This window comes from Phocaeicola sp. GP0067 (assembly GCF_031119655.1).
Taxonomy (GTDB): domain Bacteria; phylum Bacteroidota; class Bacteroidia; order Bacteroidales; family Bacteroidaceae; genus Phocaeicola; species Phocaeicola vulgatus.
The window spans coordinates 296,785-313,620 of record NZ_JAVHZY010000001.1; the positions used below are offsets into that span (position 1 = coordinate 296,785).

12 protein-coding genes are annotated in these 16,836 nt (G+C 43.2%); 4 read left to right on the forward strand and 8 right to left on the reverse strand.

The window, feature by feature from the left end:
* Position 1: 1 nt before the first annotated feature.
* From RE317_RS01095 to RE317_RS01115, 5 genes are all read right to left on the reverse strand, one after another.
* Positions 2-2,656 (reverse strand): TonB-dependent receptor, encoded by a 2,655-nt coding sequence (locus tag RE317_RS01095; RefSeq protein ID WP_008666596.1) that lies wholly within the window; start codon positions 2,654-2,656, stop codon positions 2-4.
* Complete coding sequence (locus RE317_RS01100) at positions 2,653-3,456, reverse strand: FecR family protein (RefSeq protein ID WP_005844264.1); 804 nt, start codon at positions 3,454-3,456, stop codon at positions 2,653-2,655. The genes RE317_RS01095 and RE317_RS01100 overlap by 4 nt, the downstream gene beginning before the upstream one ends.
* Before the next feature lie 69 nt (positions 3,457-3,525).
* Positions 3,526-4,035 carry an RNA polymerase sigma-70 factor gene (locus RE317_RS01105; protein WP_005844266.1) on the reverse strand — a complete coding sequence of 170 codons (510 nt, stop codon included), beginning with the start codon at positions 4,033-4,035 and terminating at the stop codon, positions 3,526-3,528.
* A gap of 245 nt (positions 4,036-4,280) precedes the next feature.
* Positions 4,281-5,984 (reverse strand): SusD/RagB family nutrient-binding outer membrane lipoprotein, encoded by a 1,704-nt coding sequence (locus tag RE317_RS01110; RefSeq protein ID WP_005844268.1) that lies wholly within the window; start codon positions 5,982-5,984, stop codon positions 4,281-4,283.
* Positions 5,984-9,025: a SusC/RagA family TonB-linked outer membrane protein gene (locus tag RE317_RS01115; protein ID WP_117615937.1), complete on the reverse strand. Its 3,042-nt coding sequence runs from the start codon at positions 9,023-9,025 to the stop codon at positions 5,984-5,986. Before RE317_RS01115 ends, RE317_RS01110 begins: the two co-directional genes overlap by 1 nt.
* Before the next feature lie 320 nt (positions 9,026-9,345).
* Between RE317_RS01115 and RE317_RS01120 the strand changes: the two genes are divergently transcribed.
* Positions 9,346-9,891 (forward strand): RNA polymerase sigma-70 factor, encoded by a 546-nt coding sequence (locus tag RE317_RS01120; RefSeq protein WP_008666600.1) that lies wholly within the window; start codon positions 9,346-9,348, stop codon positions 9,889-9,891.
* On the opposite strand, the gene purN is transcribed toward RE317_RS01120, so the two are convergent.
* Positions 9,863-10,441 carry a phosphoribosylglycinamide formyltransferase gene (purN, locus tag RE317_RS01125; RefSeq protein WP_005850133.1) on the reverse strand — a complete coding sequence of 193 codons (579 nt, stop codon included), beginning with the start codon at positions 10,439-10,441 and terminating at the stop codon, positions 9,863-9,865. The two genes, RE317_RS01120 and purN, sit on opposite strands and share 29 nt — an antisense overlap.
* Before the next feature lie 152 nt (positions 10,442-10,593).
* On the opposite strand from purN, the gene RE317_RS01130 reads away from it, so the two are divergent.
* The 3 genes from RE317_RS01130 to rnc are packed head-to-tail and all read left to right on the forward strand — an operon-like array spanning position 10,594 to position 13,043.
* Positions 10,594-10,830: an acyl carrier protein gene (locus tag RE317_RS01130; protein ID WP_005844276.1), complete on the forward strand. Its 237-nt coding sequence runs from the start codon at positions 10,594-10,596 to the stop codon at positions 10,828-10,830.
* Positions 10,831-10,848: 18 nt separating this feature from the next.
* Positions 10,849-12,114 carry a beta-ketoacyl-ACP synthase II gene (gene fabF, locus RE317_RS01135; protein ID WP_005850136.1) on the forward strand — a complete coding sequence of 422 codons (1,266 nt, stop codon included), beginning with the start codon at positions 10,849-10,851 and terminating at the stop codon, positions 12,112-12,114.
* A 2-nt stretch (positions 12,115-12,116) separates the two neighbouring features.
* Positions 12,117-13,043 (forward strand): ribonuclease III, encoded by a 927-nt coding sequence (gene rnc / locus RE317_RS01140; RefSeq protein ID WP_005844280.1) that lies wholly within the window; start codon positions 12,117-12,119, stop codon positions 13,041-13,043.
* Between the two features lie 144 nt (positions 13,044-13,187).
* Here the strand turns inward: rnc and RE317_RS01145 are convergent, their stop codons facing one another.
* Positions 13,188-14,741 carry a sulfatase gene (locus RE317_RS01145; protein WP_008666606.1) on the reverse strand — a complete coding sequence of 518 codons (1,554 nt, stop codon included), beginning with the start codon at positions 14,739-14,741 and terminating at the stop codon, positions 13,188-13,190.
* Positions 14,742-14,759: 18 nt separating this feature from the next.
* Positions 14,760-16,835, reverse strand: coding sequence for a Sip1-related alpha-galactosidase (locus tag RE317_RS01150; RefSeq protein WP_008666608.1), 2,076 nt, complete (start codon positions 16,833-16,835; stop codon positions 14,760-14,762).
* Position 16,836: the final 1 nt, after the last annotated feature.

The following is a 16,836-nucleotide window of genomic DNA, read 5'->3' on the forward strand; positions in this document are numbered from 1 at the left end:
TTTAAAATTTATAAGTGTAAGAAACTGATGGTATAATGGGAACTATGCCCAGGGTATAGAAGCAGTCGTTATTATACCACCATCCTTTGCGTATGCTGACGGGTGCCATGTAGGAATAGACATTGTAGATGCTGATATTCCATATTCCCATCCGGTTCTTTTTCTTTGGCCGGTAAATATTGATGCCCAAGTCGAGTCTGTGATAGGCGGGAAGTTGGAAATTATTACGTTCCGTATAATAGTCTAATCCGCCTGAATCTATATAAGGAGGAACCAGGCTGCCTCCCGGAAACGGATGTTGGGGAGAAACGGCCTGGTAGTTTTCGAAAGAAACCGTGAGCCGGTTACCGGTTGCGTAGGTCCAGCTTCCGGTCAACTCCAGTTTGGGCTTGATTTTCCAATTGGCTATTATATTGAATTTATGCCGGTTATCGAATTTGGCAGGAAAACGCTTGCCTTTATTTATCTCAGTGAACTGTCTGTCATTCCAGCTTAGAGTATAGCCTGCCCATCCGGTTATTTTCCCTTTTTCTTTGCGGGCAATAAGTTCTACGCCGTAAGAACGTCCTTTTCCTTGAGTCAGTTTGTCTTCCCAGCTGGTGGAAGGAGGGAGAAACTGGTAGTTGTCTTTATAGTCCATCAGATGTTTCATCCATTTATAATATCCTTCTATGGAGAAAGAGTAGATTTTGTTGCCGGTGGTGTAATAAGCTCCTACAGCCAGTTGGTCGCTCTGCATCGGTTTCAGCTTGCGGCTGACCGGTATCCATGTGTCTGTGGGCAGGTTGATGTAGCTTTCATTGACTTGATGTACATATTGGCTCATCCGGGTATAAGAGGCTTTGAGGCTGAGTTGCGGATTGATCAGGAAACGACTGGAAAAACGGGGTTCCAGGGAAGTGTACGTTTTCCCGTCAATGGTGTATAGTCCGAGGTGAACCCCAGCGTTCAAACGTATTCTTTTGTTCATTTTCCAGTCTTCTTCCATATATATGCCTAATTCATGTGCAGGTAGGGCAGTGTCGTTGTTTTGTCTGGTCTGGGTGGTCATGCCATTGGAAAAATGCGATTTTTCGTCTACGGGATGAAAACGGTGGTAAATATAATGAGTGCCGAAATGCAACTGGTGGGAAGCATTGGGGCGGAAATCGAAATTGGCTCGTATGCTGAGGTCGTCAATGCGGTTCCGGGTTGAACTTTCCTGTGATACGTAGTTGGCTTCTGTTCCTTGGTAGTAGTCTCCTTTCAAGGTGGAAGAATAGTGGGTAAAGGCGGCATTCACATTACCGAAGAGTTGGTTGTTGAATACGTATGACCAGCCGGTAAATGCCATGATGTTTCCCCATCGCAGTCTGCCGGTGTTTCTGCTTTCATATCCATTGTCACCTTCTCTTTTTTCTCCTCCCTTCAAAAAATCGTTTCCCCAGTAAAGACCGGCATATCCGCGGCTGCGGTCATTGAACTGGTGGTTGAGTTTAAAGTTCATGTCGGTAAAAGCGTATCGTGCCACTATTTGGGTTTCTCCTTTATTTCTGGTAGCGTTCCAGATGGCGATGGTTGGGGCCGAAAGCGCGTCAATCCATGAACGGCGTAATGCAAAGTTGAATGAGGTCCGGTCTTTGACCAACGGACCTTCCAGATTCAGGCTGCCTGAGGTCAGTCCCAGCATGGCGCTTCCGTGATATTCTTTCATGTTGCCATCCTTTGTATGGATATCGACTACGCTGGACAGTCTTCCTCCGTAACGGGCGGGGAAGGCGGACTTAAAGAATTCTACATCCTTTACGGCTTCGGCGTTGAAGGAGGAAAACAGACCGCCCACATGGTTGATCTGGTATAACGGATTCCCTTCTATCATATAAAGATTGTCGTCTCCATTACCGCCCCGCACATACATTCCTGCCAATCCGGCTGTGCCTGCCGATACACCCGGCAAGGTCTGTAGAGTTTTTATAATATCAGCTTCTCCGAATAATACCGGGGTTTGTTGGATCAGGTCTTTGTTGAGACGGGTATGTCCCATATCGGATGTTTGGACTAATGGAGAAGAGGTATATTCTCCGGTCACTACCACTTCGGCTAATTGCTGGTGGCTGTTCAGCAGAACCGGAAGCAGCGTGTCTTGTTCCAATTGTGTGAATGAACGGTGGAAACTGTCATAACCTACATAGGAGATGTTCAGGTATACATCGTTTCCGGCTTCCAGAGTCAGACTGAAAAAGCCGTCGGCGTTGCTGGTTGTTCCTTGATGGCTTTTGGCATCATAGATGGAGGCGCCTATAAGGGACTCTGAGGAGGATTTGTCTCGTATGAAGCCGCTGATTACAATGTTTTTCTGTTTTTTCTTGAGGATGATGTATTTGCCTGATTGTATATATTCTACGGGCAGTTTTTGAAACAGAATGCGCAAACAGTGGGATAACGGCTGGGCGGTTATTGTTATATCTATCGGTAACAGATGTTTTGTTAAGGAGGACTCATACGAAAAGGTTACACCTGTCTGCCGGGTGATTTCTGCCAAAACTTTACGGATGGGGGTTTGTTTCATATCTAATGTTACGAGGGGCTCATCATGTTCTGTTCCTTTTGCCTCAATACAAATGTGCATGAGGCAAAGGAGCAGAAGAAAAGAAAATTTAGAATGGAATTGCATCATTGGGTTATGTCTAGTTTCGTATCTAGTGTTTGGTTTATGATTTCAATTATGTCTTCTATCGGAGTATTGTCAAAGGTCGTGGTCAGATAGTACTCTTTTTGTGGAATTCCGCCGATATGGACCTTATAGACTTCTTCTAATTCTTTTACTACCTTTTTCAAGGGGGCTTCATTATAAACAAACACGTGGGTCTTCCATGCAAAAGTGTTGGGGTCACTTTGTTTGTTTATTTGCATTTGTCCTTTTTGGTTAATGAAGGCATACATGCCTTTTGTCAGAATAGCCTCTTTTTGTTCTTTGTTATAAAAACGGACTTTTCCAGACTCTACGGTTGCCGAAGTCTGATTTGCATTTGCCGTTACTTGGAATTGTGTACCCAGTACTTGTATGTTTGCCAGTTCGGTCTGTACCCTGAAAGGACATTGTTCTTGATGTGTGACTGAAAAATATGCTTTTCCATTTAAAGTGACGTTCCTGTTTTTTTTACCGTATGCCAAGCGGTCATACTGTAAGGCCGAATTCTCTGCCAGCGTAATATGGCTGTTGTCCGGAAGCGTGACTTCTTTGACAGCGTGTGCGGATGAGGCAATGACAATCCAGTCTTGCCTGTCGTATATCCACCACCAACTGAATCCGGCTATCAGGAAAGTGACAGCAGCGATAGTTATCAGTCTATATAATAAGATAGAGTTATTTCTTTGTTTGCCGATACCTAGTTTTTGCCAGGCTTGTGTTGTGTCCAGCCTGTTTTCCCGATAGAACCGGGCTACAAAACGAATATCTTTCTCTTCTTTCTCCATGCGATCTTCTTTCTTTTTATTGTTAAGACAGGGAAAAGACAAAATCCCCCTATTCGCTTGCCGATTTTTTTATCCGAAGAAAAAAGTATATATTTTAATGGCTGTTTCTCGTAATGTTTTCAGTGCCTTACTGATTTGATGTTCGACAGTTTTTATAGAAATACCCAGTTCGGTGGCAATTTCCTGATAAGTAAGGCCGTCACGTTTGGAAAGCAGAAAGATCTTTTTCCGTTCGGTAGGAAGGTGGTCGATGGCTGTCCATAAACGCGCGTCACGTTCTGACCGGATGATGCGTTCTTCTTCTGTTAAATCTTCCAAGTCTGTCAGTTCGGTTGTTTCACAGTGTGTTTGTCGGTTGGTTATCAGTGTGAGTGAGCGGTTACGTACAGTTTGGTACATATAAGCTTTCAGGTTTTGAATAGATGTGCCTCCGACAAGCTTCTCCCATACATCAGAGAAGGCTTGTTGGACGATGTCTTCTGCGTCATCCAGATTTTCAGTATAGCGCAGGGCATACATATTCAGCGGACGGTAAAGACAGCGAAATTGGTATTCAAATTCCTTGGGTGATAATTGCATCCTGTGTTTTATTCTTTTTTGGAAAGCAAACTTACGGCTTTTCTTTTATTTGCCAAGCAACAAGAGATGAAAAAGTCTTTAATTTCATTTAGTAATGATAACAATTCGGGTGCGGGAGGTTATTGTATCGGCTTTTCGGAGGTAGTCATAAAATAGGGCAAACCTCACGGTCTACCCTATCCGAAACTTTAATATGGAATACCTATTGAAACAAAAATCACAGTCTTTACCTTAAAATATTGCCTTTAAAAGTTTCCTTTATCAGCATTATCCCACCAAAGATGTGTACCGCCTTTGTCGCCGGAAATACCGAATTTGCTGGAATTTTCTTCGTCCAGAAGCTTGATTCCGCCTTCTACTCCCTTAGCGTTGGCATCATAAGCCTGGCTGCTATAAATTACGCGGCGCACACCTTCTTCTGTGTTTACGGCTCCATTACTTTCATTGACGAATGCAGGGAAGAAGCGTGGATAGCCGGTGCGGCGTTGTTCTGCCCAGCCTTCGGTGGATAGAGGGAATAGGGCGAGCCATTTTTGGGTGATGATTCTTTCCAGCTTTTCTTCGTTGCTTGCGCTCTCATCCCATTTTACACTTAATTTATTTACAGCCGGAGTGCTTAATTCGGCTTTGATGGGATCTGTATAGTCTATTTGGGTGCTTGTTCCGTTGATGTAGGCATCTACTGCTCCTTCCGGATATTCTTTGATTCCGGCATAAGCCCCCCGATAAGCTAATTCATTAGTCATGGAAACACGGATTCCATTTTCATATAGGTTCTTTACACTTTCACTGCCAATATCCCATCTTAATTTTGCTTCAGCCAGTAGGAAATAGGCTTCCGCTGCTTTCATGATGGGCAGTGGCATGGAATAAGAGGAACCGTTGTTTCCTTGAATCCAACCGGAGAAGTTACCCCAACTGTTTGGTTTGGCAGGCAGGCCACTGGCAAAACGGATACCCAGGTATTGACTATTGGCAGCTACTGTGGTAGTACCGGCTTCGTTTTTGATATCTCCGGTATTCAGGGTCATATATAACGGTTGGCGCGGATCTTTGGTTCCACTCATAATAGTTACCAGATTGGCATTGAACCCACAATCACCCCAATTGAACATCAGCCACATTTCATTCTCAAGACTTTTATCGATCAGAATATCCTTGTTGACTGTTGCCAAAGTGTTTTGGGCAGCCTCGGTAGCGATTGCCTTAAGGTTCATTCCGGCGTTGCCGGCTTCGGTTTCCCGTTTGGACAGGCGTAACGCCATGCGTAGTTTCATCGTATTGGCTATTTTTACCCATAGGTCTTTGTCGCCGTTGCACCAACAGTCAAAGGATTTCAATTTGGCTATTTCATCTGCTCCCATGGCACTGATGTCAGTAATGGCTGTACTCAGATCTTCAAGCATGGCTTTATACAGGTCTTTCTGGCTGTCGAACTCGAAATACACTTCGTTTTCTCCCGATAGGATGGAGCTGTAAGGTATCGGTCCGTAGGCATCTGTGGTCATCAATGTTCCGTAAGCCTGTACGATACGCATCACGCCTGACAGGCCTCTTTCACCACTGGCGTCACATTGTGCGATGATGCGGCGGGTGTTATTGAAAATATGGAGATAATAGTTTTCGTACATACCACCGCTATGTCCCCGGTTCTCTCCCATATCACCGTTGGTGAAGTTACCGTTGGGAGTCATAAAATAACCTCCATAAAGGTCAATAGTCAGGTTGGTCCAAAACTGGAACATATTTTGCTGAGGAGGATAACAGTAGGTCATCGGTTCGGTACATTGTGCGGCAAAAGGAAGGTCTGCCGGATCTACCTGTATGTTACTGGTATTCAATTTCTCGAAGTCGTCTGTACAGGAAGAAAAGATGTTTCCTGTAGTCATGGGGATTGCCATTAAGAAGGCGTATGTTAATATCTTATTCCGTTTCATAGTTTCAAGCATTAGAAGTTAAGTTTTAAATTAAGACCAAAGCTGCGTGAGGTAGGCAGTGCAAACATATCTACACCTTGTATTCCATTACCTGTACCTGCCGATACATCCGGATCCATCGGGGCGTCTTTATGGAAGAAAAACAGGTTGCGGCCGATGATGGCTGCTGTCAGGTTCTTGCCTGCACCCAGCAAGTTACGGAAGGTATAACCGAAAGTCACTTCACGAAGACGTATATTGGTAGCATCATAAACATAGTTTTCCACAGCGTATGGACTGTTGAAGTTGTTGTTACCGGTGGTACGATAGTACTTGTCGGCATCAAATTTTACTCCGTCCACTGTAATACCGCCGGCATCACGGGCTTCACCTGAACGTTTCGATACGCCCCATCCGTCCAAGGCGGCTTCGGTCATACTAATCACTTTTCCACCGAATTTAGCATCAATCAGGAACGATAGTGAGAAGTCTTTGTAGCGGAATGTGTTTGTCCATCCCATATTTACTTTGGCATTCATATTGCCTGCGTATTCCAGTTCGTCCATAGAATCACCACTTACGATAGGCTCTCCTTTTTCGTTTTGCAAGGGTTTGCCGTTCTCATCACGCATCAGATGACGTACATACAGATCTCCGTAGTGGCCGCCTTCTTTCAATATAACTTTTGCACCTCCGAAATCGGTCAATGTCAGTCCGTTGGGAAGGTCATCTACCAATTCTTTGATTTTATTATCATTATAAGAGAAGTTCAGGTTGGTACTCCAGCTGAAGTTGTCAGTGAACTGCTCGTACCATCCGATATTGAATTCAAAGCCTTTGTTTTCTACATTACCGGCGTTTACATAACGGTTTCTCAAGCCTGATTCGTAAGGAGCCGCAACGGAGAAGAACTGATTTTTAGTGTTGGTTTTATAATAAGTCAGGTTGATATTCAGTCGGTTCTGTAAGAATGTACCGTCAAAACCAATTTCTAAAGAATGGGTTTTTTCCGGCTTCAATGTTCTGAACGGAGCTTTGTCGGGGGGAGTGATGGCACCTTGAGAACCTAGAGAATAGAGTAGATTACTCATGAATACAGGTACGTCATTACCTACGATAGAATAGCTTGCACGGAATTTGAACAAATCAATGTTCTTACCCATATCTACAAATTTGTTCAGCAGGACACTACCTCCAAAAGAGGGATAAAAGAATGAACAGCTTTCTGTGAAAGCCAATGCCGAAGACCAGTCATTACGTGCTGATATATCAAGGAATATGCCTTCACGGTAACCGAGTTGTGCGGTGGCGAATACTGAGTTCAGCCGTTTTTGGGTCATCCAGTTGTCATCTTTGCCCACGGTGGACATATTGCCATAATAGTTGTTCGGAGTAAAGATGTTCGGATAAAAAATGTTTCCGGAACCGGGCTGTGAGAACTGGGAACCCTCGCCCCATAGGTCTACATGAGAGGTTTTGGTTTTTGTAAAACTGGAACCTGCGGTAGCGGATAGAGAAAAATCATTGAATGTATGGTTGTAGCTTACTAAAACATCGCCATAAAGTTGGTCGCTGAAATAGCGGTTGTCTTTCATGCGTCCCATCGGATAAAGGTTTCCTACGCTGGATGCGTAAGCATTGTGTATCCAGTGTTCTTCTCCTCTTTCGTAACGCATACGTCCTTGGATATTCAGATCCGGAGTAATGTTCCATTTGATGCTTCCGCCGAATTCATAGCGGTTACGGTCGGTGATAGGGGTCTGTCTGTTCAACATCCAATATGGATTACCGAATTGCTGTTGTTGTGTATTTGTCCAGTTTTGGACATAGCAGCCTCTTGCGGGATCATATACCTCGAAGTTCTCTTTATAGCCATTCCAGTCTTCTCCTCTAGGGAAGAGATAAACACCGGTCAGCGGATTCCATAAGTAACCGGCAGCTGCCTGATTGGTGATGTGCTGGTTGGTAAACTTGGCCGTGAAATCAATATGAATGTCTTTCAGAATATTGAAACCTACTTTTGAATTCAAATTGTGGCTTCGGTAGTCATTCTGGGGAGTGATGCCTTGTGAATAGACATTGGCATAGGAAAAATAAGATTGGATATTTTCATTGCCTCCGCTTAAGGAGATGGAGTTATTCGTTGTAAATCCGGTACGGAAGAATTTTTTTGCATAGTTTGGAGCTTTGCTGCTTAGTTTCTCACCCCAGCTGAAAGTACCGTTGTCGCTCATTCCATAAGTAGTCTGGAATTCGGGTAGCACCATTGGGCTCTCCATCGTGGTGTTGCTGGATACATTAACGGAAACTTTACCCGACTGTGCTGATTTGGTGGTAATCATAATGGCGCCATTGGCTGCTACCGCACCATAAAGCGCTGCTGCCGATGCACCTTTCAGCAAAGTGATTTGGGCGATGTCGTCCGGATTGATTGTAGACATGGCGTCACCACCGTCTCGCTGGCCTCCGTAGTTGCTGTCTACTTGTGAGTTGGTGATATTCATCATGACAGGAACTCCGTCTACTACTACTAACGGTTGGTTGTTACCGCTGATGGACTTATTGCCACGGAACAGAATCTTGGAAGAACCGCCGGCTCCGGTTGAGTTCGGTGTGATCATCATACCGGCACTTTTACCTTGCAGGGAGTTAATCATATTGACGCTCTTGATGTCATTAACGTCTTTACCTCCTACTGTTTGCGCAGAATAGGTCAGTGTTTCGGATTGGCGTTTAATACCCATTGCCGTTACTACGACTTCACCCAGTGTTTCTGTATCCGATGCCATTTTTACGTTGATTACTGTACGTCCGTTTACAGGTTCCTCTATGGTTTTCATACTTAAATAGGAGAATACCAGAATGTCTTTGTCACCGGCTTGCAGGGTATACTTTCCGTCGAGGTCGGTCACTGTTCCGATAGTTGTACCTTTAATTAATACGTTTGCGCCGATCAGAGGTTCGTTAGCGTCTTTATCTATTACAGTACCGCTGACTGTATGCGTTTGTGCATACAATGCTGTTACAAACACTCCCAATAGGAATGTCAGGAAAAAAGTAAAAATTCGTCTCATAAGGTTAGATTTTGAGGTTCGTTCTTAATTAGATTTTTGTTTTCAGATTAAATAATAGGTTTGTTGATAATTGGGCATGTTTACCCAATAGGTTTGATTTGATAGTTTTTCGCATAGGCATTCAGTTTAAGGTTAACTTATCAAGGTTTATTTATTAAGGTTTCTGTTAATCTCTCTTTAAGTCGGTCAACATTATTAATACAAATATCATAACCGGGTTACTAAACAAAAACTTATATTTTTTGTATTTTATCTCATTCTTGTTTTCTTATTTTGAAATAAATACTTATGTTTGTGTAACCTTAAATTAAAAATGACCTATGAACCTTAATGATAACCGCTTAATTATTAAAACCTTGAAGTCGGGAGATCAAAAAGTATTTTCCCTGGTTTATGCTTCTTATTACAAGCCGCTATGTTTGTTTTGTTCCTCGTATGTTTCTCTTGAAGAGGCTGAAGAGATAGTGCAGGATTTGATGATGTATGTGTGGGAAAAACGTGAGTTGCTGGTAGAGGACTTGTCGCTGAAATCTTTCTTATTTACCAGTGTCAGGAACAGGGCTTTGAATTCAATCACCCGTTCCCATATTACCCGTCAGGTATATGAAGAATATCAGAGCCAACAGTTGAAATCTCTGCCGGCATTGGATTCTTGTTATGGTACGGAGTTGTTTAATGCCTATATGGAAGCCCTTCATTCTCTTCCTAAAGAACTGCAAAGAGTATATGTTATGAGTCGGTATAAACAACTGACCCATAAAGAAATTGCTGACAAGCTGGAGGTGTCGGTGCAGACTGTCAATTATCGGATAGGCAAAGCTCTTCAGTTTTTTCGTATTAGATTGAAAGATTTTTGCCTAGAATAGTCGCTTCAATCACCCGAGGGAAATATTCGTATTCCAACTGGTGCACCCGTATTGCCAATGTATCTGGCGTGTCAGTGGGCAATACCGGACAGGTGGCTTGGAAAATGGTATTTCCTTCATCATATCGTTCATTTATATAATGGATGGTGATGCCGCTTTCCTTTTCATGGGAAGCTATGACAGCTTGGTGCACGCGGGAACCGTACATACCTTTACCACCGAACTTGGGAAGGAGGGCCGGATGAATATTTACTATTTTATTCGGATAATCATGCAAAATGGCATCAGGTACTTTCAAGAGGAAGCCTGCCAGTACAATAAAGTCAATATGATATTGGTGCAGTATTTCCAGTGCTTTCCCGTCGGCAAAGTCTTGGGCTGTGAGGATAAGTGACGGAACACTCAGTCTTTCAGCTCGCTTGAGTACACCGGCCTGTGCTTTGTTGACGATAACCAATGCTACTTCAGCTGTTCTTTTCTCTAAAAAATACCGAATAATTCTTTCAGCATTCGTGCCTTCTCCTGAAGCTAAAATTGCGATTTTCTTCATGATGTTCTCTATTTTGGTGCACATAAAACAAAAAAATGTGCAAAATTCTGCATTTATTTGCCTGAATATTTGCTCAGCCCAAGAAATATTTATTCCTTTGCAACCGCAAAGAAAATAAAATAATTCAATTTATTAACTAAAAAATTAAAGTTATGTCTGAAATTGCATCAAGAGTAAAAGCTATTATCGTTGATAAATTAGGTGTAGAAGAATCAGAAGTTACAACAGAAGCAAGCTTCACTAACGATCTGGGCGCAGATTCACTGGATACTGTAGAGCTGATTATGGAATTCGAAAAAGAATTCGGTATTTCTATTCCTGATGATCAGGCTGAGAAAATTGGTACAGTAGGTGACGCCGTTTCTTATATCGAAGCTAACGCTAAGTAATTATCCTTATTTTATAATATGGAATTAAAAAGAGTAGTAGTAACAGGTCTTGGTGCTCTTACTCCTGTAGGTAACAATGTTGCAGAAACATGGGAAAACCTGGTGAAGGGGGTAAGCGGGGCAGGACCTATTACTCATTTCGATGCGTCTAAATTCAAGACTCATTTTGCATGCGAAGTGAAGAATTTCAATGGAACTGATTACATTGACCGTAAAGAACTTCGCAAAATGGATCTGTATACACAGTATGCCATTGCAGCTGCTAAAGAAGCGGTGGAGGATTCTGGAATGGACCTCGAAAAAGAAGATTTGAATAGAATAGGTGTAATTTACGGTGTAGGTATCGGAGGTATTCATACTTTTGAAGAGGAAGTAGCTAATTATACACTGAATAAAGATACTGTCGGACCGAAATTCAACCCGTTCTTCATCCCCAAAATGATAGCTGATATTGCATCGGGACAGATCTCTATCATGTATGGTTTCCACGGTCCTAACTTCACAACAACTTCTGCTTGTGCATCTTCATCAAATGCTATTGCCGATGCATTTAACTATATCCGTTTGGGTAAAGCAAATGTAATTGTGGCAGGTGGTGCGGAAGCTGCTATTTTTGAAGCTGGTTTGGGCGGTTTTAACGCTATGCATGCTTTGTCTACCCGTAATGATGATCCGGAACGTGCATCCCGCCCGTTTAGTGCAAGCCGTGATGGCTTTGTGATGGGTGAAGGCGCAGGCTGTCTGATTTTGGAAGAATTGGAACATGCAAAAGCACGTGGTGCCAAGATTTATGCGGAACTTGCCGGTGTAGGCGCTTCTGCCGACGCTTATCACTTGACAGCTTCTCATCCGGAAGGATTAGGCGCTAAACTGGTTATGTTGAACGCATTGGAAGATGCGGAATTGAAACCGGAAGATATTGATTATATCAATGTACATGGAACTTCAACTCCTGTAGGTGATGTTTCAGAAGTGAAAGCTATCAAGGATGTATTTGGAGATCACGCTTATAAACTGAATATCAGCTCTACTAAGTCTATGACAGGACACTTGTTGGGTGCTGCCGGTGCGGTAGAAGCTATTGCCAGCGTATTGGCTGTGAAGAATGACATTGTTCCGCCCACTATCAACCATGAGGAAGGTGATAATGATGAAAACATTGATTATAACTTGAACTTCACGTTCAACGAAGCTCAGAAACGTACAGTAAACGCTGCATTGAGCAATACCTTCGGTTTTGGTGGACATAATGCATGTGTAATCGTAAAAAAATATGCTGAATAATCGTGTTTAGCAATATAAAGGATAGGATAAGACTTCTTTTTCGTAAGGATAGGGAGTCTTATCTTCGTTTTTATAAGATGCTTGGATTCTATCCCAAAGACATTAGCATCTACGAACAGGCTTTGCTTCACAAATCTTTATCAGTGAAGTCTGAAAAGGGGCGTTTGCTTAATAATGAGCGTTTGGAATTCTTGGGGGATGCTATTCTGGATGCTGTGGTGGCAGATATTGTTTACAAAAGGTTTGAAGGAAAGCGTGAGGGTTTTCTCACGAATACCCGCTCTAAAATAGTGCAGCGTGAAACATTGAATCGTTTGGCTATAGAGATTGGTTTGGATAAGCTGATCAAGTATACGGCCCGCCAGTCTTCTCATAACAGCTATATGTGCGGCAATGCATTCGAAGCATTGGTAGGTGCTATTTATCTAGACAGGGGATATCGTGCCTGTAAATATTTCATGGAGCATCGTATTATTGGGCCTTATATAAATTTGGAGAAGATTTCCCGTAAGGAGGTAAACTTTAAATCCAAGTTGATAGAATGGAGCCAGAAAAATCGTTTTGAGGTTACCTTTGAGCTGATAACCCAATCACACGATCAGGGATATAATCCGACTTTCGAGAGTGAAGTTCTGGTGGAAGGTATTTCGGGAGGAAAAGGAACCGGTTATTCTAAAAAAGAGTCTCAGCAAATGGCTGCGCGTGTGGCTTTGGGAAAAATAAAGAATGATTCCGGCTTTATTGAATGTATTTTTGCGGCTAAGACTGCCCGTGAGTTGCCTCAGGAGGAGGTAACGGTTTCTGATAGTAAGCCTTCAGACAGTGGGACCGTTACTCCGGATCTTTCTTTGGAGGAGATTAAGAAAACGGATGTGGTCGAGCAGATAATCAGTGAAGCGGAAGAAAAGGCTTTTAAGGAAAACGCTTAGCGGATTTTATCGATATTGTTTATAATTTATTAATTAGCTATTCCGGTGGTTTTGGGTATGTCCGGCAGGAATACATAATACATTGGAATATGCCCGATTACATCAAGAAAATGTAGTCGGGCATATTTCATATACTGACGGGAATTAGATTTCATCAGGCCATGGGCAGGTTTTTCCTGTGGCTTTGAATGTGGGACGTTGTCCTCCTGTTGCTCGCAAATAGTTCCCTAATTCCTTGGAGAGCCGTTTTACGATGCCGGGATGTTGCTTTGCTACATCATTTTTTTCACTGATATCATTTGGTATGTTGAAAAGTTCTTTTTTACCGGTTTCATAATAATAGACCAGTTTCCATTCGTCTTTGCGGATAGAGCAGTCCAGATTGATGCCTGGTCCGTCATTACCCCAGATATTAGGGAAATTCCATACCAGTGCGCGTCCTTTGGACGGGTCTCCTGTACCTTTCAGCAGGGGCATAAAGCTGATACCGTCTATAGGGTTGACTGTCTCATAGTTTGTGATACCCGCCATTTCAAGTATGGTAGGATAAAAATCTTCAATTATAAGATATTTGTCACAACGAGTATCCGGGGTGACTACTCCGGGCCAGCTTACAATCATTGGTTCGCGTATTCCTCCTTCATATAAGGAGCCTTTGCCACTATTGAGAGGAGCGTTTTGAGTGTGAATTTGTCCGTCGCGCCATCCGGGTTCGGCAGCTAGCCCTCCGTTGTCACTCATAAAAATAATAACGGTATTGTCTGCTTCATCATTTTTTTCCAACCAGTTCATCAAATCCCCCAGACTTTTATCCATTCCTTCAATTAAGGATGCATATGCGGCTTCTTTGTCACTAAGTCCTTTTTTAATATACTTGGGGAAGAAGCGCATATCTTTGTCAACAGGAACGTGGATGGCATAATGTGCCATATATAGATAAAAAGGTTGATTGTACTTTTTTGCTTTGTCCAATGCTTTGATAGCTTCTTGTGTCAGGGCTTCTGTTGCAAATATACCTGTTCCCCAATAATCTTCCAAGCCGGGGATGGCCATTAGTGAATAGGGCTTTCCATCGCGGGTGTGCCCGTAGTTCTGTTCGCTCAGATAAGTAGCCAGACCACCGGCGGCATGTCCGGCTATATTTACTTCAAACCCCCAATGGGTAGGGTTCTCTCCCGGTGTGTCAATAGAACCGAAATGAGCTTTTCCGCAGTGGATGGTATGATAACCGTTCTGTCTGAGTAACTCAACGAAAGAAGTGCCGACAAAGGTATTGGGCGTTCCTGTTACTTGGCTGACTCCGTTGTAGTTCCAGTCTGGCAATTGTATTGTATTGCTTGGTCTGTCGGTAGCTTTGTTTTTTTCAAGTGTCCAGTTTGTTACACGATGTCGGGTGTTGTTAGCACCCGTTATCAGACTGCAACGGGTAGCGGAACTGATATTGCAGGCGTATGCTTGTGTGAACATCATCCCTTTCTTGGCCAGACGTTCCATATTGGGAGTTTCGTAGGCTTCATTATAATGTGTTTTCTGTGTCCAGAAAGGTAAGGATGTATCTTGCCAACCCATGTCGTCCACCATAAATAAGATGATATTGGGACGTTGTTGGGTTGTTTCTGAAGACATTTTTTCTTTTGCTTGCGTCGAGATTCCTGTTAAGGAAGCGAGAGCGAAAGATACAAGTAGTTTTTTATTCATATCGGCTGGTTTTATAAGTTATTTTTCGATTACAATTTTTTGGGGGGTATCTATGGAAATACTTCTCAGTTCTTGCTTGCCGGAATTTTCTATCCATACTTTTAGTGTACCTGTACATAGTACGTTTAGCACCAAGCGGTTCTCTGTTAAAGAGATAGTTTGGACGGTGGCCGGGGACAGATACTTTTCCTGTATGCCAATGACTGCCCATCCTTTCCGTATGGGGCAGAGATGAAACAGTTTGTCTGTAAATCCGATAAGTTCGAATGTACTGCTGTCTGATAGTTCTTCTGCCTTTTGTGATTCCCAATTATAAAGCAGCACGCGTTCTTCGGGGGTGGCAGACATTTTCTCAAAACTGTTCCGAAGAGAATAATCTTCTTTTTTTATAGTGGCCTGGACTTGCTGATGTCGGGGGGAAGCATTCAGGTTGTAACAGATTAATGTCATTGCTCCGTTGCCTGAGGGAGCTGCTACTCGATATGCTTTTCCACTCCATAATGGATTGGTCAGTATAGATTCCGGCATAGGTACGGCAGGAGCTTCGGGGCGGAACAGTTTGCCTTGTTTGTCAATTAAGGGAAAGATGTTTTCCTTGATAAAGTCCCCGGGGGCGTCCGACAGGTAGACCGGACCTCCGGAAATGGCCTTGGAACGTGCCATCAAAGTGCCGCAAACGGTATCGCAGGAATGAAACATATCATGGTCGGGCCATACGGTTTGTCCTAGTAGCAGGGTATTGGTATAAGACTGGAATAGATGTGATTTTGCCATATCCTCATCATATTTCTTATAGTCTATGCTGACACGGGTGCTGTTGCTGTATGACGTATGGTCGGTATTGATGATGTTCTGTGCCATACAGTTCATTAATCCCATATTTTGCCGGTGGATCTCGGCTTCCAGGCTTCGGTTACAGTCGGTTGCCTGGCGGATACTTTCATGCCCTCCCATGTAGAGTGGCAGCGTAAAAGCTTGGTTATCTACTTTCAGAAAATCGAATCCTTGTTCTTTTAAGGTGCTGACGTAGTAGCGATAGAAGGAACGGATGCGGGTGCTGTCCGTTCCTGGCAGAAGGCTGCCGGCGTGTGGGTATAGGGCTTGTCGGATGACTTGTGGAAATCCGTTTTCGGGGGATAATCCCATCCAGTATCCCGAAAGGCTGTACCACAGTCCGATCCATTTGATTTTATTTTCTTTTTTGTATGACATGATTTTTTTCCATCCCGACGGGAAACGTTGTTTATCCGGTATGAAACCGGTCAGTTGCCTGTTCTTGTGGGCGAGATGACCGTCGTCAATCAGTACATACCGGATAGGAATGCCGGATGCCTCTATCGTTTTCATATCGTTTATTACCTTGGATTCGTTTATATCATCATGATAATGTTCCCATGTACACCAACCGAGATAGCGGAAAGCTTCGAAATATTCCTTGGCTGTGCGGCTTTTTAAGTCGGCGGCTTCTGTATTTTTCATCAGCGCTTGATAGGCTTGCCGAATGGTTGAATAAATATCTTTTCCTTGTCGGATGAGTAGAAGAGGGACTTCCGGTTTCAGATAGTCTTTTCCTAAGGTGGATACATATAGGGTGACAGAGCCGTTATCGTTTACTTGCAGCCAGCTTAAACTGTTACGGCCGGCAATGGCTTTGGCAAACAAGTATTCTCCGGTTGTCAGTTCCAGCAGTAATGCATCTCCCAACGTAGATGGGGCTGCATTGGAAGGTATTCCCGGATAGCGGGTGTCGGTTAATTCTTTTAAATCGTTGAACACCCAAGGTAGGAGCCGGTTGGTATTGTTGGGCCATTCAAAATCTCCCGGACGGGAGTCTCGGCTGAAGAAAATACCTCGGACGTACCCGGGTAACCGTACCGGACAGGCAATAGTCTGGGTTTGTCCGGGTATGGATTTCTTATAGGATATGGGAGAAGAAATGGAAGTTAAATCAATCGTATCTGTCATTGACAAAGCGTTTGTGTTCTTGAATGACTTTCCTTTTTCATATGTGTAATCTGTTTGCCCGAAGGATTTCGGACAAACAAATACATTGCAAATCAGGATACAAATGAATATTGCTTTATATTCTCTCATG